Below are 23,443 nucleotides of genomic sequence, written 5' to 3' on the forward strand. Positions count from 1 at the left end.
GACATGCCGTTCATCGCCGACGACCACGTGCCGCCCCCGGCCGACGTGCCGACCGTGGTCACCGATCCGGAGCGGCGCGCCAGCTTCCGTGACACCCAGCAGATGCGGTCGGGGCCGCCACCCGCACCACTCGGTCCGCAATCCACCGGATGGGGTCAGCCTCCGGGTTGGCAGCCCGCTCGCGGGTCCCGGACGCCTGCCGGACCGCCGACGGGGGCAGGCTGGCCGCAGGAGCAGTACGGGCCGGCCGGCCCGATGGGCGCTCAATCGCCACATCCGGGTTCCTACACCGAGGGGATCCGCGTCGACCGGCTGGTGCCGCCGCGCCGCACGCCACCGGGGCGGGGCTGGCGCCGGTGGGTCTACCGCCTCAGCTTCGGCCGGATCGACCCCGGCCCCTCACCGGACGAGCTGCGACAGCGCGAGCTGGAGAACAAGATCCGCGGTGTCCTGCGCGGGCACTACAAGGTCGGTGTGATGGGTAAGGGCGGCGTCGGCAAGACGACCGTGTCGGCCAGCATCGGCTCGGTCTTCGCCGAACTCCGGCAGGACGACCGCGTGGTGGCGATCGACGCCGACACCGCATTCGGCAAACTGGGCAGCCGGGTCGACCCCGACGCGCAGGGTTCCTACTGGGAACTCGCGTCCGATCAACACCTCGAATCCTTCGCCGACGTACGCAGCCGGGTCGGCAACAACGCCGCCGGATTGTTCGTCCTCGCCGGGGAGGGATCGCCGGCACGTCGACGAGTGCTCGACCCGGCGATCTACCGCGAGGCCACCTCACGGCTGGACCGGTACTTCTCCATCTCGATCGTCGACTGCAGTTCCACCATGGACTCCCCCGTGACCCAGGAGGTGCTGCGCGATCTCGACGCGTTGATCGTGGTCTCCTCACCCTGGGTGGACGGGGCGGCGGCGGCCGGGCAGACGCTGGACTGGCTGGCCGCCCGGGGCATGACCAACCTCCTCCAGCGAACAGTGGTGGTGCTCAACGACTCCGACGGCCACGCCGACAAGCGCACTCGGTCCATCCTGGCGCAGCAGTTCGCCGGCCACGGTCAGCGGGTCATCGAGATCCCGTTCGACGGGCATCTGCGCCCCGGCGGAGTCATCAGCGGGACGCGGGAGATGTCCCCCGCCGTGCGGCGGAAGTTCCTCGAACTCGCGGCGGCGCTGGCCGACCACTTCCCGGTCACCGACGACCGCTCCCGGGAACGCGGCTGAGGCCTGCGACCTGCCGCCCGGGGGTGCCCAGCAACGTCATCGTTTGCTAGGTTCGCTAGCGGGACCGCCTCCAGGAACGGGGGAGTCGGCCGAAGGACGACTCAGGGAGTGAAGCGCGTTGAAGATCACCACAGTACTGGCAGCAACCGTCGCGACCGCCGGTGCGGTCATCGCCGCACCGATCGCCGGGGCGGAGTCGGGTGCGCCGGCAGGCCCCGCCGTCCACGAGATCGGCCAGCAGGCCGACCTGGTCAACGGCTCGGTCGTGCAGGGTTGGACCGTCACCGATCTGAAGGCCAGCACCGACACGATCCCCTACGCCGTCCGCGGGACCCTGTGGGAGGCCACCGCCACCGACCAGGCGATCCAGGGCGCGGCGACGCCGATCGTGTCGAACTTCAACGCCCGGGCGAAGGACGGCGCGACCTACCGCGCGCTCTGGCAGGTCGCCACGCCGCAGGGCGTCAACCCCGCGACCCTCGGCCAGGGCCAGGAGACCACCGGGAAGCTGTACTTCGACGTCACGGGCGCCCAGCCCGACAGCGTCGTCTACAACGACGGCGGCCAGGATCTGCTGCTGTGGGTCCAGCCGGCCCCGCAGAGCACGCCGTCCTCGACCCCGCGGTCGTACTCCTCACCGTCCGGAAGCGCCACGTCGTCGGCGCCGCAGGCCGCGCAGTCCCCGGCCGAGGCCGAAGCCGTTGAACCGGCAACCCCCGGCGAAGCCGCCCCGGCCGGCACTGAACTGGTTCCGGCCCCGGCCGGCAGCTCGGGCACGCCACTGCCGGCGGGCAGCACCGGCACCCCGCTTCCGGCGGGCAGCTCGGGCACCCCGCTGCCGGCCACCAGCTCGGGCACCCCGCTGCCGGCCACCAGCTCGGGCACCCCGTTGCCGGCCGGTAGCTCGGGCACCCCGTTGCCGGCCGGTAGCTCGGGCACCCCGGCTCTGGCCCCGGCCGCACCCGCGCCCGCTCCGGCGGCCCCGGCCGCTCCGGTCCCGCCCGCGCCGCAGCCGGCGGGCAGCGGTCCGGCGCCGATCCCGGTGAGCACCGGCGATCAGGCACCCGTCCCGCACGGCCAGGGCGCACCGCTCCCGACGCCCACTCCCGTGCCGGTGCCCTGACGCACCGTCTCCGCGCGATCAGGAGTGTGACGTCCACCAGGTGTAGAGCTGGTCGAGGCCCGGGCCCTGCGGTCCGGACTTCACCACCGCGACAAGTGACTCCTCGGTGTTCGTCCACGCCACCACCGGGCTGTTGGACTGCAGCCCGCAGAACAGCACGCCGCTGACCTTCTCCGGGGTGGCGTTGCGCCGCCACGGACCCGGCGACTGGATGTTTCCCGGGCAGGTGACGATCGACGACGCCTCGATGACGTCGTTGAACGCGGCGTCCAGCGCGGTGTCGTCGGCCGCGATCGTGTAGGTCGCCGACGGCGGGCCCCCGGGGTCGGTGTTCGCACCGCAGGACGCCTTGGCGAGCGCACCCGTCGGCGGGGCCTGCATCCCGCACGCGTCGGCGGCATACCCACGCGGGAGCGCTGCGCGCAGGTCGGCCTCGGCTCGTGGGTCGGCGGTGCGGGTCGGCGAGGAGGTCGTCGACGCGGCCGGCGTGCCGCCGTCGTCGCCGGATGGCAGGAGCAGCCACACCACCACTCCGACGACGATCACTCCGAGGACCGCGGCGGCGACCAGCCACACCGGCTTTTTCTGCGGCGGCGGCGCGACCTGCGGCCGCGGAACGACCGGCGGCGGCGCGCTGTGACCGGGACCGGTCCAGCCCCGTTCGGGACCGGGCTGTTCGGGTGGCGGGGCGGGTGTGCTGACGTCCGGTTCGGCGATTGGTTGCGCCACCGGTTGATCGATCGGGTGCTCGACGGGTTCGGAGAATTCGTCGGGATCGGAATCCGCGACCGGGTCCGCGAGCGGCTCCCACAACGTTTCCTGGGCCGGTTCCGCTGCCGGTTCCGCTGCCGGGTCGGCGTCGTCGCGCTCCGGGACGGGACCGGTGGCCCAGGGGTCCGAGGACGGCGGCGGAGGCGGCCACGTCATGTCCGGACCTCCACGTACCTCGTCGTCACTTCGATACCCCCGCTCGGGTGAACTCGGCAAACGTACCCATGGAAGCGTAGTAGGCCGCACCGCGCGGCGGCGGCGCCCGACCGCGGCGAGCTCACGCCAGCGCGCCGATCAGTGTCTCGATGGCTGCCGACGCCGCCTCCGAGATCGGCCGTTCGGATTCTGCGTCCGCGATGTCGTCGTCGGAGACGCCTGCTGCCTGCGCGGTCTCGCCGATCGTCAGACTGGCTCGTCTGCGGACCGCGTACAACCGCTGTCCCAGAGTGGCGTTCGGCGCGGTGGCCGCGAGCATCGTCAGGTCGTCGATCCGCCCGCGCACCGCGCTGAGCGCCTTGATCAGAGGCGGGGTGACCTTCCCGATACGGGCCGCTCGAGCCGCCACCGCCTCGAGTTGGCGCAGGTCGGACAGGATCGTGGTGACCCGCGGCGTGAAATCCGGGTGGTCGACGGCGGGAAGTACGTCCGTGGTGGCGCCGAGCGTGTGGACCGCGGCCTCGACGGCCTGCGCGATGAGGGGCGCCTCGGCACCGGCAGGCGCCGCGGGGGCCGAGGCCGTGTTCGACGCCTGAATCGAGGTGGTCGTGTCGCGGGTGCCGACGGGCTCACCCTGACGCAGCTTGGCGATGGTTCCCGGGGACCAGCGCAACACCTCTTCGAGCTTTGCCCGCGTACGCTCACGGGGCCAGCTGCGGCCCTTCTCGAAAGCGATCAGCGCCCCGGCATTGATGATGCCGTCGGCGGCCAGGCTGCGCTGACTGATGTCGAGCTCACGGCGGCGCGCGGCGGCCGCCGCACCCGCGCGCGCGACCCCGGGGTCGAGGATCCCGCTCGCCTCGTCGATCGACTCCGCGTTGGTCATGGACGGCGCTCATCCTCGCTGGCTCGACGACGGCTCGGTGCCGCAATACTAACCGCGGGAACCGGTACCGCTATGACTCGGGGTTCGCGATGAGCCCGCGAATCCGTATCGAAGCTACACCTTGTGCATCGTCTCCATACCCGTAATGCTCCGGTTTCGGACGCGGAAACCGTTGCGTTTCGGGTGCCCTTGTCCGCCATCGCCGCACGTCAAAGGCCGGTAGAGCGCTCCTGTCTAACCACCGCATCACCGGGCTACGCATCAAACCGTTGCATCGCTACGGTTATTGCTATAGATTCCTCTCCGACGCGAGGCGCTGGCCCGCACGGCTTGTCCCAAGGAGCGAATCATGAGCAACGTGACATTTCTGGAGGTCCCGGTCGGCGCGTGCACCCGCGATCCGGAACGCTGGACCACCACCGCCGACGAAGAGGCCAAGGCCATCTGCCGAGGTTGCCCGCGCCGGTGGATGTGCGCCCGCGACGCCGTCGAACTGCCGCGCGCCGAAGGGCTCTGGGCCGGCATCGTCATTCCCGAAGCCGGCCGCGGCAGGACCTTCGCGCTCAAGCAGCTTCGTTCGCTGGCCGAACGCAACGGTTATCCCATCCGGGCGATCCGCCGGGTGTTCCCCGAATCTGCGTGACCCCGTCCGGTCCACCGCCGAAATGTCCGAGGGGTGGGCGGCGGGCCGGCCGGAATACCGCGGCCTTATGGGCGGTTACACCCTGCGACGGTGCCGGGCATGCCCCGGGCCCCAACCACAGAACAGCCGCTTCGAGCGGCCACTCGCCGAGAGGCGCCATGGCGGCACCGTCCTCAACTTCTCACCGAGCGTCGAGCGCGGCGATCGCCGCGGCCACCCTCTCCATATACTGGTCGACCTCGCCGTCGTGGTATCCGCGCCGGCCGAGCGCCGGCTTGGGGAACCTGATCAGCCGGACGTCGTCGGCGCAGAGGTGGCCGCGGCCCTCGAGGCGGCGGGCCGTCAACGCCAGGAAGTCCCGGACGGATTTGGGGTCATAGCCCCGCTTGTTCCACGCGGGTTTCGAGAACGTGGCGTTGCGGACGGCATCAGCGGTCAACCCGCCGGAGGGCTCGCTCATCGACTGCGATCGTAGACGGCGCCGATCTTGTCGCGCGGCGCATCGGCCATCCCCAGAGCGCCGTTGGTCCACACCCCCGGTGGCCGGCGACCGCGATCTGTCGGGTCCGGCGCTTAGCGTGCGGGCATGACGAACTGGATCATCACCGTGAGCCGCGACCACGTCGAACGTGCTGTGCGCGGCCGATTCCTGCAAGCCAACCACGGCAGGCCCCACGCACTGCGCCGCATGTCCTTGGGCGACTGGGTCATCTTCTACTCGCCGCGCGTCACCCATCCCGACGGCGCGCCGCTGCAGGCGTTCACCGCGCTCGGCCGGGTGGTCGACGAGGAGCCGTACCGGGCCTCGACAGAAGGAGAGGTGTGGCGGCGCAACGTCGACTTCCTCGACTGTGTCGAGACCCCGATCCGGCCGCTGATCGACGCCCTCGATTTCGTCGAGAACAAGCAGCGCTGGGGGTACAAGTTCCGGTTCGGTGTGTTCCGCATCGATGACCACGACTTCGAGACCATCCGGACGGCGATGACGCATTCGTCCGATTTGGTCGGGGCGTCGACGGTCAACGACGACGCGGGCGGGGTACCCGCACTGGACAGCAGTACCGTCCAGTGACACCGATCGATCAGGAGAGCCCGTGACCACCGACAAGACCGGCGCGCCCACCACCGTCAACGCCGAAGCCGACCGGTTCACCATCGGCGTGGAGGGCCAGACGGTCGGTTTCGCCGAGTTCACGGATCGCGACGGTCAGCGCGTCTTCACCCACACCGAGGTCGACGGCCGCTTCGAGGGCCGCGGACTGGCCACGATCCTCGTCGCGGAGGCGTTGCAGCAGACGCGGTCGGCGGGCAAGCGGATCGTGCCGGAATGCAAACTCGTCGCCAACTACGTCGAGAAGCACGACGAGTACGCCGACATCGTCGACCCCGTCCACGGCTGACCGAGGGCACCGGATCGGCAAGGGGGCGCACACCGTTAGGGTCGGCGCGGTGACCACGACCCCACCTTCGGCACCGGCCTTCTTCGTCCCCGACGGGGAGACGTTCGTCCCGACCACGATCGCGCGCGGCCCCTGGGGCGCGACGGTGAGCGGGACGTACGTCGGCGGGCTCCTCGGGCACATCATCGAACGTGGCGTCGAACGCGGCACCGATGCCGATCCGGAGATGCATCCGGCCCGGCTCACGGTCGATCTGATGCGGCCGGTCACGATGGCGCCGGTCCAGACCCGGTCGACGGTGTTGCGCCGCGGCCGGCGACTCTGGCTCGTCGACGCAGAGCTCCTGCAGGCCGGCACGGTCGTCGCCCGTGCGCGGGCTTTGTTCCTGCGCCGCGGCCCCGAACCCGTCGACGACGCCTGGACGAGTGCGGTCGGCATGCCGCCCCTTCCGCCCGACCCGGCCCAGATCGGCAACCGCACCACGGTGCTGTGGGTGTTCGGCGGTGCGGACGGCGCCACCCCCACCGCCGACCTGAGCGGGTGGCAGCAGAACGGCCCGAAATCGGTGTGGGTCCGCGAGATCACGCCGCTGATCGCCGGCGTCGAGTTGACGCCGGTCGTCCGTGCCGCGATCGCCGGCGACTACGCCAGCTCGCTGACCAACTTCGGGTCGACCGGCCTACCGTTCATCAACGCCGACTACACGGTCTCGCTGAGCCGGCTGCCCGACGGCCCCCACCTCGGGCTCACCGCGCTGACCCACCACGCCTGCGACGGCGTCTCCACCGGGGTGGCGGCCCTGTTCGACCATCGGGGTGCGATCGGCAACGCCACCGTCACCGCGCTCGCCAACCCCGGATTCACACCCCGTCTCAGCGGGGCTGCAGGAGGATGACGGGGATCTCGCGATCCGTCCAGCTCTGGTACGACTCGAAATCGGCGTAGACGTCGACCAGTTTCGGCCACAGCCGCGCCCGCTGCTCGGCGTCGGCGACCACCGCCCGCACGGCGCGCCGCTCCGAGCCGATCTCGATGAACACGTCGGGGCCGGCCACCAGGTTGCGGTACCACTGCGGATGTTCCCGGCGTCCGCCCTGCGACGCGACGATCACCACGTCGGCGCCGTCGCGCATGTAGAGCAGCGGCGTCACGAACACCTTCCCGGACTTCCGGCCGCGGTGCTCGAGCAGCATCGTCGGCACCGGTTTGCGGAAGCCCGCGCCGACGCGCCACTTGCCGCCGATCCGGCCACCGGTGCGCCGGTACACCCACACGTGCGCCTTGCCGACGTATTTGAAGATCTTCGGCAGCACCGGCGAGTCGAGCTGCTTGGGGCGCTCCTGCGGCGACATCAGGATTCAACCAGGTACTGCGCGGTGCTGCCGGACAGCGGCATCTCCGGCATGCCGAGCTTGCGGTGGTCCCAACTGCGCATCCGCTCGGGCACCACCCGCACCGCGATCCGGTTGTGCATCATCTGGTCGACGAACGGCTTCATGTCGTCGCTGTAAGGGCCGGTATACCGCTCCCAGACGCTGATCCCCACGCGCAGAAGCAGATCGGGATCGGAGTCGACGATCTCCGCGCGGCCGTCGATGGAGACTCCCCGCAGCGTGTTGTAGGTCAGACCGTCCTCGATCATCACCGTCACCGTCGGATCGCGGCGCAGGTTGACCGCCTTCTGCGATTTGGCCTTGGTCTCGAACCAGATCTCCCCGTCGAGCACCGCGTACCACATCGCCACCAGGTGCGGCCGGCCGCTGGGCAGCACCGTGGCCATCGTCGCGGTGCGGCTGTGGTCGATGAATTCGGCGATCTCGGCATCGGACATCACGATCTTCGCGCGTTCGTTCTTGCCCACGGTGTATGCCTATCAGGCCCGCGCGGCCGCCGTCACAGGAGTCCGCGTGTTCAGCGGGGCTCAGCGGTCGGCGAGTCGGCGGACCAGGGCCTCGAGTGCGGCGGCGGCGGTGGCCTCCACATGCCCGGCCTCCGCGTCGGTGACCGCCTCGACGCTGACACCGGCCGCGTCCGCGGTCTCCTCGACGGTCAACTCGGCGGCGTGCCGCGCGGCGTAGAGGCGTCGGCTCAGCGGCGCATCCGGTGCCTGCGCCGCCCGCATCATCAGGGTGTTGTACGTGCGGCGGATGTCGCGGAGCACGACGGCCACGTCCGGACGCCTGCACGTGCTGCCCGCGTTATGGGCCATCTTCTCCAGCCCGCGCAGATCGAACAGCAGCGCCGCGATGTAGTCGTCATACGCCGCATCGTCCTGGGACGGGGCCTTGTCGATCCGGGCCTTCACGTTGCCGAGCCCGATGTAGGCGGCGTCGACCATCACCGCCATCTGGACTGTGTCGGAGAGGATTTCGGTGCTCTCATCCTCCGGCGCCGGGCTACCGGCCCGCACCGCGGCGATGGCGCCAGGCGCCCAGTTGAGGTGCTCCTCGAGGCGGGCCCGCGCATCGTCGGAGGGCCACCGCCTGCCTGCCTCGAAGTCGGCCAGCGTCTGCTGGTCGACGACGCCGTCGGCCTCCAGCCGGCGCCTGGTGAATCCGAGTTCCTCGCGACGGTCCGCGACCGCCACCCCGGCGCGGGCGATGCCCACGTCGATGTCCACCGCGGTCCCGTCGTGACCGGCCGCACCGTCGACCGTCAGGGTGATCGTGGTGCCCTCGGCATGCCCCAACCGGGCGGTCACGGTGTCCCGGATCTCGACCGAATACACCTGCTCCCCGTCGACGAACACGCCGTTGGTGCTGCCGGCGTCGCTCATCACCCAGTGATCGCCGTCGACGGCGATCCGGGCATGCACGCGGGAGATCCGCGGATCGTCGAGACGGATCTGTGCCGGCAGTTCACGCCCGATCAGGATCGGCGCGTCGCCGGGCACGAGGGTGTACGGGATCTCCCCGCACCGGATCCGCAGGGCCGGAACGGGTTCGCCAACGCCCTGCACCATGGACCTCCCCCGCGATCACTTCGCTCTGGCGATGCTAACCAATCAGAGGACGCCGTAGGGCGCGGTCACCCACCGCACCGGGTCGACGGTGCGGAACGGTGCGATGCCCCGCGAATGCAGTCGGTTCCCGCTGGGGGGTGCGCCGAGCGCGGAGACGGCGAAGTACCGGTGCGGCATCCGCATGCCGGTCGACGGGTTCTCCACCGCGGCGACGATGGCCCCGCCGTGCAACCGGGTGAGCAGGCTGCGCACCTCTTCGTGCAGCAACTGCCCGTCGGACTCGTCGTAGTGCGGGGTGTCCGACGGATCCCGCAGATAGGCCGCCCCGGCGTTGGACATGATCAGGCTCCATTCCGAGCCCTCGACGTCCCGCAGCACCCGCAGCGCGTCGAACTTCGACACGATCACGGCGAGCTTGGGCTGGGCCCCGCCGACGGCGTGCAGCACGTTGTTCAGCACCGCGCGCGGATCACCGCCGCTGAACGCCTGCGCCGGCAGCAGGTCGTGCAGTTGGTCGCGAATCCCCTTGATACGCAACGGGTCGAACATGAAGAACACCGCATCGGCGTTGGCGAAGAACCGGAACGGCGGGGTGTGCAGATCGCCGGACTCCAGATCCTCCCCCGCGACGTCACGCAACACCAGGTAGCGCCGCACACCGTGCCACACCCCGATGCCGTAGATGAGCGGCTCACGCTGGTGCGACGCCTGCGTCTGCACGGTCGGGGTGGGCGGTACCAGACCACGCTGAATGTACAGCGGCGTCTCGTAGTTCATCGTGTAGGCCACCGCCGTCGCACGGGTGGCCGGCTGCATGGACACCCCCAGGTGTTCGCAGAGCAACTCGAGTTGTTTGACGAGCACACCGATGTAGAGGCTCTTGCCCGTGGCGCGGGCGCCGGCCATTGCGATGCAGACGGCGTGGCCGTTCCTCCAGTCGTCGGGAAGCATGAAGTGGCAGACCGGGCAGATCTCCACCGCCGGACCCTGCAGCGCCTGACTGGCTTCCGTCAGCGGCGGCGGCGGTCCGGTGTAGCCGGGCGGGCGGGCCCAGGTGTAGAGCGCCCCCGAGTCGGCGGGCGCACCGAGGTAGGACGACGCGAGGTCGTCTCGGTAGCGGGTCCCCCCGGCCTGCGGAGGAAGCGTCCACAGGTACTGGTTCGGGTCCAGTACCGAGAAGCACCGCGGGCATTTCGTCACGTCAACGGCTCCAGCGGGTTCGGGCGATCGGCGCGGTCGGCGCCTCCGGTCGGCGGGCCAGCAGTCTCCCCACCGTCTTGCGATGCCGTCGGCCGGCGCCGTCGGCCGGCTCGTCGGTGAATGCGGCCATGGCGGCGGCGATCACGCCGACGTCGATGGATTCGGGTCGGCGGGTGGCCATGACATGTCGCGCGGCCCGCCAGATCAGCTCTTCGATCCCGTCCGTGACCGCCACGGGGTCGTCGCCGTTGTGCGCGAAGCGCAGGGCGGCCACCGCGAGCACCGACACGGCGTCGAGGACGTGGCCGTCGAGTAGCGCGGCGAGCTGCCCGAAGGCGTCGACGGTCACCTGCGGGTCGGCGGTCAGGATCGCGCTCGACGGCGGATAGGGCTGTCCGGACGCGAGCGCGATCGCCGCGAACGTCACCAGGCGCACGGCGAAATCGTGGTGGGCGGTTGTCGTCCCGACCGTCTCCAGGGCCGTCTCCCACAGCGGCGCGTAGGCGGTCTGGTGGCTGGCGGCGAAGCCCTGTTCGATCCAGGCTCTCGGATCGACGATGCGCACCGCCGCGCAGGCCACCGCGACGTCGTCGTTGTTGGCCCGAAGCACCGTCTGGGCCAACCGGTCCAGCTCCGCCGACGGCGGAGCACCGACCAGCGTGCGGACCGCCGCTGCACCGGGCAGGGCGGAATCGCCGACGGCGGCGAGCAATTCGTCAGGATGCCACACCGAGCTGCCCGCGACCTCCTCGAAGCGGTCGGAGCCGGTGACCCGCAACCACCACAGACCAGCCCAGCGGTCGGCCTGGTCACGGGCGCCGCGCGCGACGGTCCGCACCCCGCGCAGCGCCGCCCTTGTCCACATCGGATCCCACGGCTCGGCTTCCCGCAGATCCTGCGGCGCCGGGGCCCGGACGCCGTCGGCCAGCCAGTCCAAGACATCGGCGTCGACCGCGGGGGTGTCGCCGGTATCCCGCAGCAGCGCCGCCGCCAGCGCCAGCCGGGTCGGTGCACCGACGCCCTCGCGCAACTCATTCAGCAGAGCCGGGGTCGCCTCGGGATCCATCAGGGCCGGAACCACCTCGACACGCAGGGCGGTGGCCACCCGGTCGTCGTCGATCCCCGACCCCAGCAGCAGATCGGCCAACCGCGCCACCCGGTAGGCGCCGCCGGTGCTCGCCGCGGCCAGGGCGGGTCCGATGGCCTCGCCCAGTTCCCTCGGCGGCGGGTGAGCGTCGGGCCCCCGTTCGCGGACGGGGATCCGGCCCGGCCGGCTCAACCATTCCTCGTCGGCCACCGCGCGGCACAGGTAGGTCAGATCGGCCAGGTCGGCGGCGGGCCCGCCGTCGTTGTCCTGCACGGCTTTCCACGCGTCGGCGGTGCTGGTGCCCAGCGCGGCGCGCATCACGTCGGCCACGGTGCGGGCCACCACCGAGTCACTCGCGGCGCGCGGCGAATGCGCGGCGATCACGGCGTGCGCCTCGGCGAGCGCGTCGGCGAACTCGTCGCGGTGCGCCACCGACATCGCCAGTGGCCAGGCCGGATGCAGGCCCGTGTCGGCCACCTGGGCGGCGTGGTGGTCGATGTCGTCGAGGACGGACCGCGCCGAGCCGGCGTCGAGCAGCACCACCTGCGCCATCGCCGACCACGGTGTGACGGTGATGGGCCGCCCGTCGGCGGTGCGGTGCGGTTCGTGGTCGAGTTCGCCCAGCGACAGCGTCGTGTGCTCACTGATCGCGACGACGTCGTCGGGGACGAATTCGAGGTCTTCGACGGGCACCGCGGTCAGGTGCTGCCTGCTCTGCCGGGCCAGGGTCAGTTGGTCGGCCCTGTCGAATGTCGAGAAATGCAGGCGCGCAGCGGTTCCCGATGACATCAGGAAGCTGACCAGCCCGATCCACTGGGCGGCCGAATCCGCCGAGTCCACGCCGAGCACCACCGGGGGCCCACCGTCGAGCGCAGCGGCAACCGCGTCGAGCAGCCCGAACAACGTCGCCAGCCGCCAGGCGCCGGGGTCAAGCACGAACTGCACGACGCTGTCCTTGGTCACCACGCGCCCCGGCGAGGGTGGCTCCTTCGGCAACGCGGCGGCGCTCACCGCGTGCGGACCGTACGGACACAGCCAGCCCTCGGACCGCCACCACTGGATGGGACGGTCGGACCGCTCCCCCGCCGCACGGTCGAGAAGTGCGTGGGCGAACACGTTTCCGGGCCTGCCGGTGCTGTCGGACCCGGCGGGCACGGTGTGCCAGTATCCCGCGCGGCCTCGGTCGAGCGTGCCGTAGGCGAGCCGGCGCGGGCCGCGGTCGAGCTGTTCCGGTGTCGGATATGCGGGCAGCGGGTGGGCGGGCCGGAAGACGGTGCGCACCCCGGACGTCAGGGCGTGCACCTCGTCGTGGGACAGCTCGGCCGAGGTCTCCTTCACCTGCCAGCCGCCCATGTGCGCGGCGGTGTCGAACGAGGTGTAGCTGAGCTGTCCGTAGCGGCCGATCATGTGGCCGCCGGGGTCAGCCGCAGATGCTCCACCGGCGGGTCGAGCAGCGCGATCAGCCGCAGGCTGGCGGGCGACGGGGTGCTGACGAACAAGCGGATCCAGCCCTGCCGGTTCCGGACGTTGGCGGCCCACAGTTCGCTGCCCCCGGTCGTGGTGAGCTGTGACCACCGCAGTTCCTTGGCCGGCGGGGCGGCGAGCCGGCCCTGATCGTCGAGCGGGGCGACGTCGACGAGTTCACCGTCGTGCACGCTCAACGGGATGCGGTGCGGGTTGTTGACCAACACGAACGCCGGTGAGCCGGGGAGGTCGTATTCGGAGCGCACCGCGATGGTGGCGGTGAACGGCCGCCCCTCGGCGTCGCGGCCGACACGCACCGCGTACTGCAGCCGCAGCAGTCCCTGGTAGTCGACGCTGACGATGGCGCCCATGACGCGGCGCCCGCCGGTGAACGCGATCGGAGCCAGGTGCAGCGAGCAGCCGTGTACCGGCAGTTGACCCGAAAGCTGCAGCCCGCCGTACTTCTCGTACTCCTCGAGCGTGATCTCGTAGGTCTGCCCGGTGAGCCCGTTGCGCGGATCGTGTCCCCGCGCCGCCAGGTAGACGACGACGGAGGCGGCACCGTCGGGCCACTCGAAGGTGAGCACCTGCTTGTTGCAGTACTCCGTCAGTTCGATGTCGCGGATCGCCCCGGTCCGCACGGTGGAGAAGGTCTTGCCCAGCATGGCGCGGCCACCGATGAGGGTCACCGGGGTGAAGTAGGCGCGGCTCCATTGGTCCGGCCACGCCACGCCGGGCATCGCGGCGCGGACCCGCCCGTCCTCGACACGCTCTTCGGTGATCGGTTGCGCCAGGCGCAGTTCCGCAGGCAGGCCGACCTGATCGAGTGCGTCCTCGGGTAGCTCGTCGGCCTCGGCGCCCGCGCTCGGACCGGTGGGTGTGCGGTAGACGACCACGCGTCCGCCAGGCGGCGTGGTCCACGCGAGGTCGAGCACGGTGGCGTCCGCGGTGCTGCCGGTGATCGCGAGATCCGTGACCGGCGCCAGCACCGCCGACACGTCCACACCGGCTTCCGCGGCCTCCGATAGTCGCAGCACCCCGCCGACGGGCGCAGCGCAGCGCACACGGTAGACGTAGCGGTACCCGCGTTCGACGTCGATGTCGACGAACCCGGCGAGGTTGTCCTGCCCGGCGAGGATGCGGTACTGCGGCCCGTCGCGGTGCGCCTCGCCGACGGGCATCCGGTACACGTGGACCGCGTCGACGCCGGGCGGCACGGTGTACCGGCCGATCACCCGGCCCGAGTCCTCCTGCAGCGTGAGGTCGGTGATCCGGCCGATCAGCACGCCGCCGGCGTGCAGGATCGGTTGCGCCGCCAGTGCCTCCGGGCGGGTGGCGCCGACGTTCGCCCACACCTGGAAGTGGCGCACCGCGGCGACCGGCGGCCGGTCGTCGGTCACGGACGTCGCGGTGGTCACCGCCAGTGGGTCGGCGGTGTCGGGCGACCGGGGCGGGGTGTCCTCGCCGCTCACCACGCGGTAGACGACGGCCTGGTCGGTGGTGTCGATCGCCGGCCACCGCAGCTCGAGGGTCCCGGTGTCGCGGCGGCGGTGCAGTGTGACGCCGTGCGCAGGTGTGGCCGGGGCGTCTGCCGCGTACGGGGCGAAATGCTCGCTCGGCGGGCCGGATTCGTACAACGGATCGAACTGGGGCCGCTCCGCGGCGGCCTCCTCGGGGTCGCTCCCGCGGTGGCGGCCCGTCGGGCCGTCCTCGGCGGCGGTCGTCTCGGCGCCGGTGGGGCCGGGCAGTTCGGCCAGGACTCGTGCCATGTCCTCGGCGTGCTCGGACACCGAACCGGGGAGCATGGCCCGGATCTGCTCGACGTCGGTGCGCCCGGACCGTAGCACCAGGCGCAGGTGGGCCTCCTTGAAGCTGCGGGCCGACACCGCGCCGGTGTCGATGAGCCGTTGACGCCATTCGAGCAGCGCGCCGAGCCGCGGATCGTCGTCCGCCTGCGGGTGTTCGGTCACCTCCGCGACACCGCCCGGGTGCCCGGGCACGCCAAGGGACCTCTCGCCACGACGCCACCCCCGCTTGTGTGCATTGCGTCAGATTCCACCACCACGGACAGCAAATTATCCACCGATACGGTGAAAGACGGCGCGGTGGACGCCGTCCATCCCGGGCACTTTCCGTATCCGCGGCTGTAGATTGCGATGTGGACCGCATACGCGGTTGCTAGCATGCGCACATGCCGACCATCCGGGTGCGCCAGGCCGCCGACCTGCTGGGCGTCAGCGACGACACCGTCCGGCGGTGGATCGATGACGGCAGCCTGGCCGCGTCGACCGACGCGTCCGGCCGCAAGGTCGTGGACGGAGCCGAACTCGCCGCGTTCGCCCGCAGGAACGCCGCCATGGCACCCAAGGATCCGCTCGGCACACCCAGCTCGGCCCGCAACCGGTTCGCCGGTCTGGTCACCGACGTGGTCAGCGACACCGTCATGTCGCAGGTCGAGATGCAGTGCGGCCCCTTCACGGTGGTGTCGCTGATGAGCACCGACGCCGTGCGCGAACTGGGGCTCGAACCCGGCAGCGTGGCGGTCGCCGTCGTCAAGGCCACCACGGTCATCGTCGAGTCGCCGGGTCAGCCGTGAGGCGGACCCTCCTCGCCGTCGTCGTGGCCGTCACGCTCAGTGGATGTGGGGCACAACAGGATTCGTCGACGCTCACGGTCTTCGCCGCGGCGTCACTACGAGCGTCGTTAACCGAGATCGGCGAACGGTTCCAGCGCGACCACCCTGGGATGAGCGTCGAGTTCTCGTTCGCCGGATCGTCGGATCTGGTCACCCAGCTCACCCAGGGCGCCTACGCCGACGTCTTCGCCGCCGCCGACACCCGGACCATGGACAGGGCGGCCGAGGCGGGACTCCTCGACGGCGCGCCGGTCGCGTTCGCCGCCAACACCCTGACCATCGCCGTCGCGCCGGGCAATCCGAAGGGCATCCGCTCACTGCGCGACCTCACCGCACCCGGGATCAGCGTGGTGCTCTGCGCCCCGCAGGTGCCGTGCGGCGCCGCCGCCACCGCCGTCCAGCGGGCGGCCGGCGTGACGGTGCAGCCGGTGAGCGAGGAGTCGTCGGTGACCGACGTCCTCAACAAGGTGACCAGCGGTCAGGCCGATGCCGGGCTGGTGTACGTCACCGATGCCCGCGACGCCGGGGACCGGGTGACCGCGGTCGATTTCCCCGAGGCCGCACAGGCGGTCAACACCTATCCGATCGCGGTGCTGACGGAGTCGCGGAACGTCGAGGACGCGCGCGAGTTCGTGGCGGCGGTCAGCGCACCAGCCGGACGAGACGTGCTGCGCGGCAACGGCTTCACGGTGCCGTGAACTACCCCATCGCGGCCTTGGCCGCCTCGGCCATCAACCGCACCGCCTCGCTGCGGGTGAGCGAGCCCAGCATCTGGGTGGCGGCGCGCAGATCCTCGCCGACGATCCAGGTCGGCCCGTTGGCGAGATTGTCGAACGCTTCGGCCACCACGTCCGTCACCGCAACGGCGCCGGACGGCGTCTCCTCCGTCGACGCGATCTGACCGCGACGGTGTTCCAGGGTCCGCAGTGCGGGGGTGTCGGTCTTGCCGAGGATCAGGCCGAGCACGTCGACGCCCTTCTCGTGCAGTTCGGCCCACAGGGCTTCGGCGAACACCATGTCGAACGCCTTGGTGGCGGCGTAGGTCACCATGTTCGGTCCGCCGGCCAATCCGGCGCCCGACCCGAAGACGACGATGCCGCCGCGTCCGCGGCCGACCATCGCGGGCGCGAAGTGGTGGCACAGCCGCATCGGTGCCACACAGTTGCGTTGCACCAGCGCGTCGGCGGCCTCGACGGGCTGGTCGAGGAACGGTTCGAAGGCCGGGTCGGCGCCCGCGCAGCACACCAGGAAGCCGACCTCGAGGTCGGCGGTGGCCTCGGCGATGGCCGCGGTCGCCCCGGGGTCGGTGAGATCGACCGCCAGCGTGCGGGTCTCGACACCCGTGCGATCGCGGATGCCCGCGGCGACCTCGTCGAGAACGGTCTGCCTGCGGGCCACCAGCACCACGTTGACGCCGTTCTCCGCGATCCGCTCGGCGAAGGCGGCGCCCACCCCGTCGGACGCGCCGGCCACCACCGCCCACGGACCGTATCTCTGCGGGAAGGTCATGACGGATCCCCGACGGTGCTCACGCGCACGGTGGTGAACCTGCGCCGCGCGATGCGCCACCCGGCCGGGGTGCGCACCAGGTCGTCGTCGTAGAAGCCGACCGCGTTGACGCCGGATGCGTTGTCCGCGGCGAAGATCAGCGCGTCGACATACGTTCGGGCGTGCGCGCTGTCTCCCTCGACGTCGACGGCGACATTGGTCAAGCGGTGCAGTGTGTGGCCGGCCATGGCGTGGGCCTGATCCATGAACCCGGTGACCGCGTCCACGCCGTCGAAGCTGCCGATGTCGCCGTAGTCGAGTGCGCAGTCGTCGGTGAACACCGTCCGGAACAGCGGCCAGTCGCGACGGTCGATGCCGGTGGCGTAGCGGACCAGGACGTCGGTGATGTCTGCGCGGTCTTCATAGGCGCTCATACGTTGTCTCCGTTCGGATGCACGACGATCCGGGGTGGACCGTCGGATCGGCGGGCCGCGTCCAGGGCGTCCGGCACCCCCTCCAGGGTGATCACCCGACCGACGCTGGGCAAGGGGTCCAGCCGCCCGGACGCGATCGCGTCGAGCGTGCCGTACCAGTCCTGCGGCATGGGTCCGCCCCCGAACTGGATGGTCACCCCCTGCCGGGTGGCACTGGTGATGTCGAGGGTGTCACCGGTGTACCAGCCTCCGGCGCAGTAGATCCGGGTGCCCATGTCCGACGATTCGACGAGCCGCTGGATGAGCCCCGAGGCGCCGACGCATTCGAACACCACCGCCGGGCCCCACAGGTTGCGCTCGGCACGCACCTCTCGCCACACGTCGAACGGGGACCGCTCCGCGGGGTCGACCAGGATGTGGGCGCCGAACGCGTCGCGGGCCAGCTCCCGCCGGTCGGCGCGGTAGTCCGAGACGATGACCGGCGACACGCCGCGGGCGGTGAGTGCCGCCACCGCGGACAGGCCGATCGCCCCGGCGCCGATCACGATGGGGATCTCGCCGGATTCGATCCGGGCGGCGCGAACGTAGAACTCGCCGACCGCAAAGGCATCGGTCAGGGCCACGGCATCGTGGGAGGCCTCACCCGGCACCGCTCTGGCGATCGCCTCGGCCACCACGACCCGTTCGGCGAAGCTGCCCTGGGCGTCGGGGTGCTGACCGATGATGCGGGCGCCGTCCGCGCCGCCGTTGACCAGCCGGATCGGGATGGAGGTGACGCGGGTGCCGAGCGGGAAGGCGTCCGAGCACCCCGGACCGTGTCCGATGACCTCGCCGACGAATTCGTGGCCGAGCACGATGTCGCGGTCCTCGTCGTAGAGCGACCGCCCGGTGGGGTCGTGGCGGCTGAGGTCGGGATGATCCATGAAGTGCACATCCGACGCGCAGATCGCGGTGCTCAGCGTCTCGAGCAGGAGTTCCCCCGGGCCCGGCACCGGATCGGCCGTCTCCCGCACGCTCAGTTCACCGTTTCTCAGGACCACGGCTCTCATGACGGCTCGTACCTCAGCATCGTGACGTCGTGTTCGGGATGGTCGCAGAACACCGGGCGCACCCGCATCCCGATCCGGATGTCCTCCGGGGCGACGTTGACCAACTCGGTCGAGAACCGCGGTCCCTCATCCCATTCCACGATCGCGGTCAGCAACGGGACGGCATCGGCGAAGTGCGGCCCGACCGGTCTCCTGGCGACGGTGTACGAGTACAGGGTGCCGAGCCCGGAGATCTCCCGCCACTCGAGGTCGTCGGCCAGCGTCCCGGGCGCCCGCACCCGCGGATAGAACACGTACGCATCCGACGACGGCGAGTACTGGATGCGGATCTTGTGCTGGGCCAATGCATCCCAGAAGGGCGCCGTCGTCGGTGTCTTGACGGGCATGGGCCGTTCGAACGTGGTCATCGGGTCAGTCACCTTCCAGGATCAGCGTGGTCTGCTCGGACAGGATGCCGCCGTTGCCCGAGACGAACGCCCGGTTGCAGTCGGCCACCTGCGCGGCGCCGGCGCGGCCCATGATCTGGCGGGTGGCGTCGCACACGTGGTGCATACCGCCGGCGAGTCCGGCCTGTCCGAAACCGAGTTGCCCGCCTGCGGTGTTGAGCGGGAAGTCGCCGCGGAAGGTGAGGTCGTGATCGCTGACGAACGCCATCCCCTTGCCCTTCTCGCAGAACCCGGCGTCTTCGAGGCTGAGCAACACGGTGATGGTGTAGCAGTCGTAGATCGACACCATGTCCATGTCGGCGCGGTCGAGGGCCGTCATCGCGAACGCGGTGTCGGCCGCCTTGGTGATCGGGGTCTGCAGCAGATCCTTCGCGTACGTCGGCGTCTTGAACGGCACGTGCTCCCCGAAACCCTTGATCCACACCGGGCGGCGCCGGGCCCGTCTGGCCATGTCGGCGCTCGCCACCACGACCGCGGCCCCGCCGACGCACGGCATGACGATCTCGAGCATGTGCAGCGGATCAGCGATCACGGGGCTGGCGAGGACGTCTTCGATGCGCAGGGGCGTGTCCTTCCAGATCGCGCCCTCGGTGTGGTTGGCGTTGACCCGCTGGTCGACCACGATCTTGGCCATCGCCCGCTCGTCATAGCCGTGGACCGCCGCATACCGCTGGGCGACCTGACCGTAGGGACCGTTCTGGCCGAGGTTGCCGTAGGGTATCTCGAATTCGGCTTGCGGAGAACCGAACTGGTTGCTCGACGAGCCGAAGAACATCGCGTCGACCAGGGGCGCCGGCTTCTTCTCCGACGTCGGGGTCAGATACCGGGCGGGCAGTGCGCACAGCACCACATCGCACAGCCCCAGCTCGATGGCCGCGGCCGCCCGCCAGACCATCCCGGCGGCGCTGGCTCCGCCGAGGTCGAGGATCTCGGCGAAGTTCGCGTCCACTCCGAGGTACTCGGCCACGGTGGACGGGACGAAGATCTCGGACTCGCCGATGTGTGAGGTGACGATGCCGTTCACCGATTCGGCGGGCAGACCCGCGTCCTCGAGGGCCGCGGCGCCGAGTTCCGCCCACTGTTCCAAGAGGAACGGTGCCGGGCCGGCCTTGTTCAGCCGTTCCGGAGGCAGTTCGACGTATCCGACGATGGCTGCGTCACCGCGTAAACCCATGTGTCATCTCCTCATCAGCGTCATGCGCGCGGCAGGCCCATCACCATCTGCGCGATGATGTTGAGCTGGATCTCCCGGGTGCCGCCGCCGACGAGTTCGGCGGGCAGGTGCAGGTACGGCTGCACCACCGGGGGTTCGGTGTCCTCCACGAGCGCGGTCTCCCCGGTCAACTGGAGGGTGGCTTCGAACGTGCGGCGCAGCATCGCCGCGGTGGCCACCTTGGCGATGCTCGACGCCGGACCGGCATGCTGGCCGTCGAGCAGGCGCAGTGTCTCGCGCACACCGAGCGCCTTGATGGACCCGGAGTACGCGTCGATCTCGCCGAGCGTCATCAGCGCCGCGTCCTGGTCGGGTCCGGGCGTGCGGGCCATGACGCGCAGCGCCACGGCGCGATCGTTGTGGACGTAATTGCCGATGGCCACGCGCTCCTGGGCCATCGTGGCGATCGCCAGACCCCACCCGCCGGTGGGTTCGCCCAGCAGCATCTCGTCGGGGACGAACACGTCGGTCAGGAACACCTCGTTGAAGTGCGCATCCCCGGTGGCCTGCCGGATCGGCTGCACCTCGACGCCTTCGGTGCCCATGTCGACGATGAAGTAGCCGATACCGCGGTGCTTACGGGCGTCGGGATCGGTGCGCGCCAGCAGCGCGCCGAAGTGCGCGTGGTGCGCCGACGACGTCCAGATTTTGTGGCCGTTGACCTTCCAGCCGCCGTCGACCTTGACCGCGCGGGTGGTCAGCGACGCGAGGTCGGATCCGGCCGACGGCTCGCTGAACAGCTGGCACCAGGCCAGCTCGCCGCGCAGGGTCGGTGGGATGAGCCGTTCGCGGACCGCCGGATCCGCGGCGCTGATCAACGACGGGACGATCCATTCGGCGATGCCGAGCGACGGCCGCACGAGGTCCGGTCGGGCCGCGAACTCCTCGTCGACGATCAGCTGCTGCAGTGGTGTGGCGTCCAGTCCCCACGGCGCCGGATAGTGCGGGGCCACCAGCCCGGCCTCCGCGATGGCGGTGCGCTGCGCACCCGACGCGAACTGGTCGTAGTCCCCCTGTGCCCGCGGACCGTCGTTGGGCAGGCTCTTCGCGCGGTCGAGGACGTCGCGGACACGCGCCCGGAACCCGGGGTCGGCGTCACCCAGGCGCACGGTGACATCCCTGGCGGTGGTGCGGGTGAGCTCGCCGAGCCGTCGTCTCCACCGGGTGGCCGGGCCGAGGGAGGCGGCCAGCGCCGTCGCCCGCCGCCAGTAGAGGTGCAGGTCGTGCTCCCAGGTGAACCCGATGGCCCCGAACATCGTCAGGGTGTCGAGGACCAGTTCGGGTGCGGGTGAGGCGGCCATCAGCACCGCGGTCGCGGCGGCGATCGCATGCTGTTCGCCTGATTCGTCCGCCGACCTCACCGCGTCCCATGCGGCGGCGGTGGCCAGTTCACTGCTGATCAGCAGGTCCGCGGCGCGGTGCTGCAGCGCCTGGAAGGCGCCGATCGGTTTCCCGAATTGTTCGCGGGTGCGCAGATGGTCGGTGACGGCATCGACGCACCACCGGATGGCGCCCGCCGCCGCGCACGACGTCAGCGCCGCGACGACGCTTCGGGCCCGATCGGCGTCGATCCCGGTGAGCCGATCGGCGGTCGGAACGCGATGTCCGTCGAACCGGACGCGTGCCGCGTCGGTGGTGAGGTCGGTCCCCCGCTCGTATTCGGTGGCCAGGTCGTCGGTGGCGGCGACGAACCACAGCAGACCGCCGTCCCCGGTGTGCGCGGCGGCCAGTACCAGCCGTGCTGCGCCCAGCCCGAGAACCACCGGCGAGACGCCGGTGACCTGCCACCCGTCGGATGTCGCCACGGCCTGCAGCGCTCCGGTGGCGGGCAGGACGACGGCGGCGGTCGCGCCGCCGGCGAGGTCGCGCAACAGCGACTCGGATGCCGCGCCGGTGTCGGCGAGGAGACCGACGGCGCCCGCGCCGACCGTCGAGAGCAGCGGGCCGGGCAGCAGGGCCTGTGCGGCCGCTTCGATCACACAGGCGGTGTCGACCAGGTCGCCGCCCTGTCCGCCGAGGTGGTCCGGCAGGTGCACCGCGTGAAATCCCGCCGCCACCAGGTCATCCCACCAGGTCGGGACGGTGCCTGCGGCCAGGTCGCCGAACGCCTCTCGCGTCTTCTCGACCGGTGCGTGGCGCGCCGCGAACTCGCGGACGGCGTCGGACAGCGCGCGTTGTTCGGGCGTGAGGGCGATCGGCATCAGCGGCGGTCCTCGGCGGGTTCGCGACGGGTGCCCACGAAGAATTCCGCGGCCTCGGCCAGCGCCTCCGCCGTGGGCGCCGGGCGCCAGCCGAGTTCGCGTTCGGCCTTCGCATGGTCCATCGGCGACATGATGTGCATGAGTCGGATGGTCAGCGGAGTCAGCCGGGTGTCGCGGCGACGCAGGCGGGCGAGCCACGCGCTGGGCACGGCCGCCGCGGCCAGCACACCGATCGGGACGCCGCGGCCCGGCGGCGTCACATCGACCGCGGCGCAGGCGGTTCGATAGATCTCGCGGGCGGTCATGAAACTCTCGGAGACGATGTAGCGCTCCCCCGGCCGTCCGCGCTCCCCCGCGAGCACCAGCGCCTCGGCGGCGTCGCGCACCCCGACCACCTCGGCCTGGGCGCCGTCGATGTAGAACGGCAGCTTGCCGCGCACCGCTGCGGCGACGAGTCCGCCGTGAGGCGTCGGCAGCCAGTCGCCGGCGCCGTAGGTGTTGGACACGCACATCGCCACAGCGGGCACGGCCCGTTCGCGGTGGTACCGCAGCACGAGATTCTCGGCGGCGACGCGGGTCCGGACGTATTCGCCCGCGCGGTCGAGCCAGTTGTGTGAGAGCTCCTCGGTGGCCAGACCGGTGTCCGTGCGGCCGATCGTGGCGATCGAGCTGGTGAACACGAACCGGTGCAGGTCGGCGGCGGCGACGATGTCCAGCACTCGGCGCAGCCCCTCGACATTGGTACGCCACAGCGGGGCGGGATCCTGCAGCCAGGCGCGCGCGTCGACCACGCAGTAGTAGACGACGTCACAACCCGCCACCGCGGCGCGCACGGCATCGTCGTCGAAGATGTCGCCGTAGTGCCGTTCGACCGGGAGTCCGTCGATGCCACGGGTGGCGCTGGTGTGGCGGAGAAACACCCGCACGTCGTCGCCACGGTCCACCAACCGGCGCGTGACGTGAGAGCCCAGGAAACCGCTGGCTCCGATGACGAGCTTCTTTCCCACGGGTCTCCAAGCGTTCGAGACGAGACGGTTCGTCTCGTCTGTGGCAGACTA

At 71.0% G+C, this 23,443-nt stretch carries 24 protein-coding genes; 8 read left to right on the top strand and 16 right to left on the bottom strand.

The features are described from left to right. The first annotated feature begins 3 nt into the window (after positions 1-3). Positions 4-1,227, top strand: coding sequence for a MinD/ParA family ATP-binding protein (locus tag AU196_RS17165; RefSeq protein WP_231737623.1), 1,224 nt, complete (start codon positions 4-6; stop codon positions 1,225-1,227). Between the two features lie 118 nt (positions 1,228-1,345). Then, on the top strand, positions 1,346-2,350 hold the full coding sequence (locus AU196_RS17170) for an MPT63 family protein (RefSeq protein WP_059096294.1): 1,005 nt from the start codon (positions 1,346-1,348) through the stop codon (positions 2,348-2,350). Positions 2,351-2,368: 18 nt separating this feature from the next. On the opposite strand, the gene AU196_RS17175 is transcribed toward AU196_RS17170, so the two are convergent. Together AU196_RS17175 and AU196_RS17180 are read right to left on the bottom strand one after the other, a co-directional pair. Further along, on the bottom strand, positions 2,369-3,277 hold the full coding sequence (locus AU196_RS17175) for a hypothetical protein (protein ID WP_059096295.1): 909 nt from the start codon (positions 3,275-3,277) through the stop codon (positions 2,369-2,371). 121 nt (positions 3,278-3,398) lie between these two features. After that, entirely contained in the window at positions 3,399-4,163 is a 765-nt protein-coding gene (locus AU196_RS17180) for a hypothetical protein (protein ID WP_059096296.1), read from the bottom strand. 349 nt (positions 4,164-4,512) lie between these two features. Here AU196_RS17180 and AU196_RS17185 point away from each other — a divergent pair, with 349 nt between their 5' ends. After that, complete coding sequence (locus AU196_RS17185) at positions 4,513-4,806, top strand: WhiB family transcriptional regulator (protein ID WP_059096297.1); 294 nt, start codon at positions 4,513-4,515, stop codon at positions 4,804-4,806. Positions 4,807-4,987: 181 nt separating this feature from the next. Here AU196_RS17185 and AU196_RS17190 read toward each other — a convergent pair whose 3' ends face one another. Beyond that, a complete protein-coding gene (locus AU196_RS17190) occupies positions 4,988-5,266 on the bottom strand; it encodes a DivIVA domain-containing protein (RefSeq protein WP_059096298.1) in 279 nt (92 codons plus the stop codon). Positions 5,267-5,392: 126 nt separating this feature from the next. Between AU196_RS17190 and AU196_RS17195 the strand changes: the two genes are divergently transcribed. From AU196_RS17195 to AU196_RS17205, 3 genes are read left to right on the top strand one after another with little or no spacing between them, the layout of a single operon-like run. After that, positions 5,393-5,878 carry an EVE domain-containing protein gene (locus tag AU196_RS17195; RefSeq protein ID WP_059096299.1) on the top strand — a complete coding sequence of 162 codons (486 nt, stop codon included), beginning with the start codon at positions 5,393-5,395 and terminating at the stop codon, positions 5,876-5,878. A 22-nt stretch (positions 5,879-5,900) separates the two neighbouring features. Then, positions 5,901-6,206 (top strand): GNAT family N-acetyltransferase, encoded by a 306-nt coding sequence (locus AU196_RS17200; RefSeq protein WP_059096300.1) that lies wholly within the window; start codon positions 5,901-5,903, stop codon positions 6,204-6,206. 49 nt (positions 6,207-6,255) lie between these two features. After that, positions 6,256-7,101: an acyl-CoA thioesterase domain-containing protein gene (locus AU196_RS17205; protein ID WP_059096301.1), complete on the top strand. Its 846-nt coding sequence runs from the start codon at positions 6,256-6,258 to the stop codon at positions 7,099-7,101. Here AU196_RS17205 and AU196_RS17210 read toward each other — a convergent pair. From AU196_RS17210 to AU196_RS17235, 6 genes are read right to left on the bottom strand one after another with little or no spacing between them, the layout of a single operon-like run. Next, positions 7,079-7,558 carry a nitroreductase family deazaflavin-dependent oxidoreductase gene (locus AU196_RS17210; protein WP_059096302.1) on the bottom strand — a complete coding sequence of 160 codons (480 nt, stop codon included), beginning with the start codon at positions 7,556-7,558 and terminating at the stop codon, positions 7,079-7,081. The genes AU196_RS17205 and AU196_RS17210 overlap by 23 nt on opposite strands. Continuing rightward, the gene (locus AU196_RS17215; protein WP_059096303.1) at positions 7,558-8,067 is read right to left on the bottom strand and encodes a pyridoxamine 5'-phosphate oxidase family protein; all 510 of its coding nucleotides are present in this window, start codon (positions 8,065-8,067) and stop codon (positions 7,558-7,560) included. Before AU196_RS17215 ends, AU196_RS17210 begins: the two co-directional genes overlap by 1 nt. Positions 8,068-8,127: 60 nt before the next feature. Continuing rightward, the gene (locus tag AU196_RS17220; protein WP_059096304.1) at positions 8,128-9,168 is read right to left on the bottom strand and encodes an FHA domain-containing protein; all 1,041 of its coding nucleotides are present in this window, start codon (positions 9,166-9,168) and stop codon (positions 8,128-8,130) included. A gap of 42 nt (positions 9,169-9,210) precedes the next feature. Continuing rightward, a complete protein-coding gene (locus tag AU196_RS17225; RefSeq protein WP_059096305.1) occupies positions 9,211-10,368 on the bottom strand; it encodes a hypothetical protein in 1,158 nt (385 codons plus the stop codon). A gap of 1 nt (position 10,369) precedes the next feature. Then, positions 10,370-12,862: a GAP1-N2 domain-containing protein gene (locus AU196_RS17230; RefSeq protein WP_059096306.1), complete on the bottom strand. Its 2,493-nt coding sequence runs from the start codon at positions 12,860-12,862 to the stop codon at positions 10,370-10,372. Continuing rightward, entirely contained in the window at positions 12,859-14,889 is a 2,031-nt protein-coding gene (locus AU196_RS17235) for a SaeA-related protein (protein WP_059096321.1), read from the bottom strand. Before AU196_RS17235 ends, AU196_RS17230 begins: the two co-directional genes overlap by 4 nt. Positions 14,890-15,110: 221 nt before the next feature. Between AU196_RS17235 and AU196_RS17240 the strand changes: the two genes are divergently transcribed. After that, entirely contained in the window at positions 15,111-15,515 is a 405-nt protein-coding gene (locus tag AU196_RS17240; RefSeq protein ID WP_059096307.1) for a TOBE domain-containing protein, read from the top strand. Beyond that, positions 15,512-16,252: a molybdate ABC transporter substrate-binding protein gene (gene modA / locus AU196_RS17245; RefSeq protein ID WP_059096308.1), complete on the top strand. Its 741-nt coding sequence runs from the start codon at positions 15,512-15,514 to the stop codon at positions 16,250-16,252. The genes AU196_RS17240 and modA overlap by 4 nt, the downstream gene beginning before the upstream one ends. 1 nt (position 16,253) lies before the next feature. Here modA and AU196_RS17250 read toward each other — a convergent pair whose 3' ends face one another. From AU196_RS17250 to AU196_RS17280, 7 genes are read right to left on the bottom strand one after another with little or no spacing between them, the layout of a single operon-like run. Then, positions 16,254-17,063 (bottom strand): SDR family NAD(P)-dependent oxidoreductase, encoded by an 810-nt coding sequence (locus AU196_RS17250; protein ID WP_059096309.1) that lies wholly within the window; start codon positions 17,061-17,063, stop codon positions 16,254-16,256. Then, entirely contained in the window at positions 17,060-17,476 is a 417-nt protein-coding gene (locus AU196_RS17255; RefSeq protein ID WP_059096310.1) for a nuclear transport factor 2 family protein, read from the bottom strand. Before AU196_RS17255 ends, AU196_RS17250 begins: the two co-directional genes overlap by 4 nt. Further along, on the bottom strand, positions 17,473-18,525 hold the full coding sequence (locus tag AU196_RS17260; protein WP_197415821.1) for a zinc-binding dehydrogenase: 1,053 nt from the start codon (positions 18,523-18,525) through the stop codon (positions 17,473-17,475). Before AU196_RS17260 ends, AU196_RS17255 begins: the two co-directional genes overlap by 4 nt. Next, positions 18,522-18,932, bottom strand: coding sequence for a Zn-ribbon domain-containing OB-fold protein (locus AU196_RS17265; protein ID WP_059096312.1), 411 nt, complete (start codon positions 18,930-18,932; stop codon positions 18,522-18,524). The genes AU196_RS17260 and AU196_RS17265 overlap by 4 nt, the downstream gene beginning before the upstream one ends. A 4-nt stretch (positions 18,933-18,936) precedes the next feature. Beyond that, positions 18,937-20,145 carry a thiolase family protein gene (locus AU196_RS17270; protein WP_059096313.1) on the bottom strand — a complete coding sequence of 403 codons (1,209 nt, stop codon included), beginning with the start codon at positions 20,143-20,145 and terminating at the stop codon, positions 18,937-18,939. 20 nt (positions 20,146-20,165) lie between these two features. Further along, entirely contained in the window at positions 20,166-22,385 is a 2,220-nt protein-coding gene (locus AU196_RS17275; protein ID WP_059096314.1) for an acyl-CoA dehydrogenase family protein, read from the bottom strand. Further along, the gene (locus AU196_RS17280; RefSeq protein WP_059096315.1) at positions 22,385-23,392 is read right to left on the bottom strand and encodes an NAD-dependent epimerase/dehydratase family protein; all 1,008 of its coding nucleotides are present in this window, start codon (positions 23,390-23,392) and stop codon (positions 22,385-22,387) included. Before AU196_RS17280 ends, AU196_RS17275 begins: the two co-directional genes overlap by 1 nt. Between the last annotated feature and the right edge of the window lie 51 nt (positions 23,393-23,443).

This window comes from Mycobacterium sp. IS-1742 (genome assembly GCF_001500125.1).
GTDB lineage: Bacteria > Actinomycetota > Actinomycetes > Mycobacteriales > Mycobacteriaceae > Mycobacterium.

What these genes read in the sequence shown, in the direction of transcription:
- AU196_RS17165 (WP_231737623.1), top strand. Translation starts at nt 4, where the DNA reads ATGCCGTTCATCGCCGACGACCACGTGCCGCCCCCGGCCGACGTGCCG.
- AU196_RS17175 (WP_059096295.1), bottom strand. Translation starts at nt 3,277, where the DNA reads ATGACGTGGCCGCCTCCGCCGCCGTCCTCGGACCCCTGGGCCACCGGT.
- AU196_RS17180 (WP_059096296.1), bottom strand. Translation starts at nt 4,163, where the DNA reads ATGACCAACGCGGAGTCGATCGACGAGGCGAGCGGGATCCTCGACCCC.
- AU196_RS17185 (WP_059096297.1), top strand. Translation starts at nt 4,513, where the DNA reads ATGAGCAACGTGACATTTCTGGAGGTCCCGGTCGGCGCGTGCACCCGC.
- AU196_RS17190 (WP_059096298.1), bottom strand. Translation starts at nt 5,266, where the DNA reads ATGAGCGAGCCCTCCGGCGGGTTGACCGCTGATGCCGTCCGCAACGCC.
- AU196_RS17195 (WP_059096299.1), top strand. Translation starts at nt 5,393, where the DNA reads ATGACGAACTGGATCATCACCGTGAGCCGCGACCACGTCGAACGTGCT.
- AU196_RS17210 (WP_059096302.1), bottom strand. Translation starts at nt 7,558, where the DNA reads ATGTCGCCGCAGGAGCGCCCCAAGCAGCTCGACTCGCCGGTGCTGCCG.
- AU196_RS17220 (WP_059096304.1), bottom strand. Translation starts at nt 9,168, where the DNA reads ATGGTGCAGGGCGTTGGCGAACCCGTTCCGGCCCTGCGGATCCGGTGC.
- AU196_RS17230 (WP_059096306.1), bottom strand. Translation starts at nt 12,862, where the DNA reads ATGATCGGCCGCTACGGACAGCTCAGCTACACCTCGTTCGACACCGCC.
- AU196_RS17240 (WP_059096307.1), top strand. Translation starts at nt 15,111, where the DNA reads ATGCCGACCATCCGGGTGCGCCAGGCCGCCGACCTGCTGGGCGTCAGC.
- AU196_RS17250 (WP_059096309.1), bottom strand. Translation starts at nt 17,063, where the DNA reads ATGACCTTCCCGCAGAGATACGGTCCGTGGGCGGTGGTGGCCGGCGCG.
- AU196_RS17255 (WP_059096310.1), bottom strand. Translation starts at nt 17,476, where the DNA reads ATGAGCGCCTATGAAGACCGCGCAGACATCACCGACGTCCTGGTCCGC.
- AU196_RS17260 (WP_197415821.1), bottom strand. Translation starts at nt 18,525, where the DNA reads ATGAGAGCCGTGGTCCTGAGAAACGGTGAACTGAGCGTGCGGGAGACG.
- AU196_RS17265 (WP_059096312.1), bottom strand. Translation starts at nt 18,932, where the DNA reads ATGACCACGTTCGAACGGCCCATGCCCGTCAAGACACCGACGACGGCG.
- AU196_RS17270 (WP_059096313.1), bottom strand. Translation starts at nt 20,145, where the DNA reads ATGGGTTTACGCGGTGACGCAGCCATCGTCGGATACGTCGAACTGCCT.
- AU196_RS17275 (WP_059096314.1), bottom strand. Translation starts at nt 22,385, where the DNA reads ATGCCGATCGCCCTCACGCCCGAACAACGCGCGCTGTCCGACGCCGTC.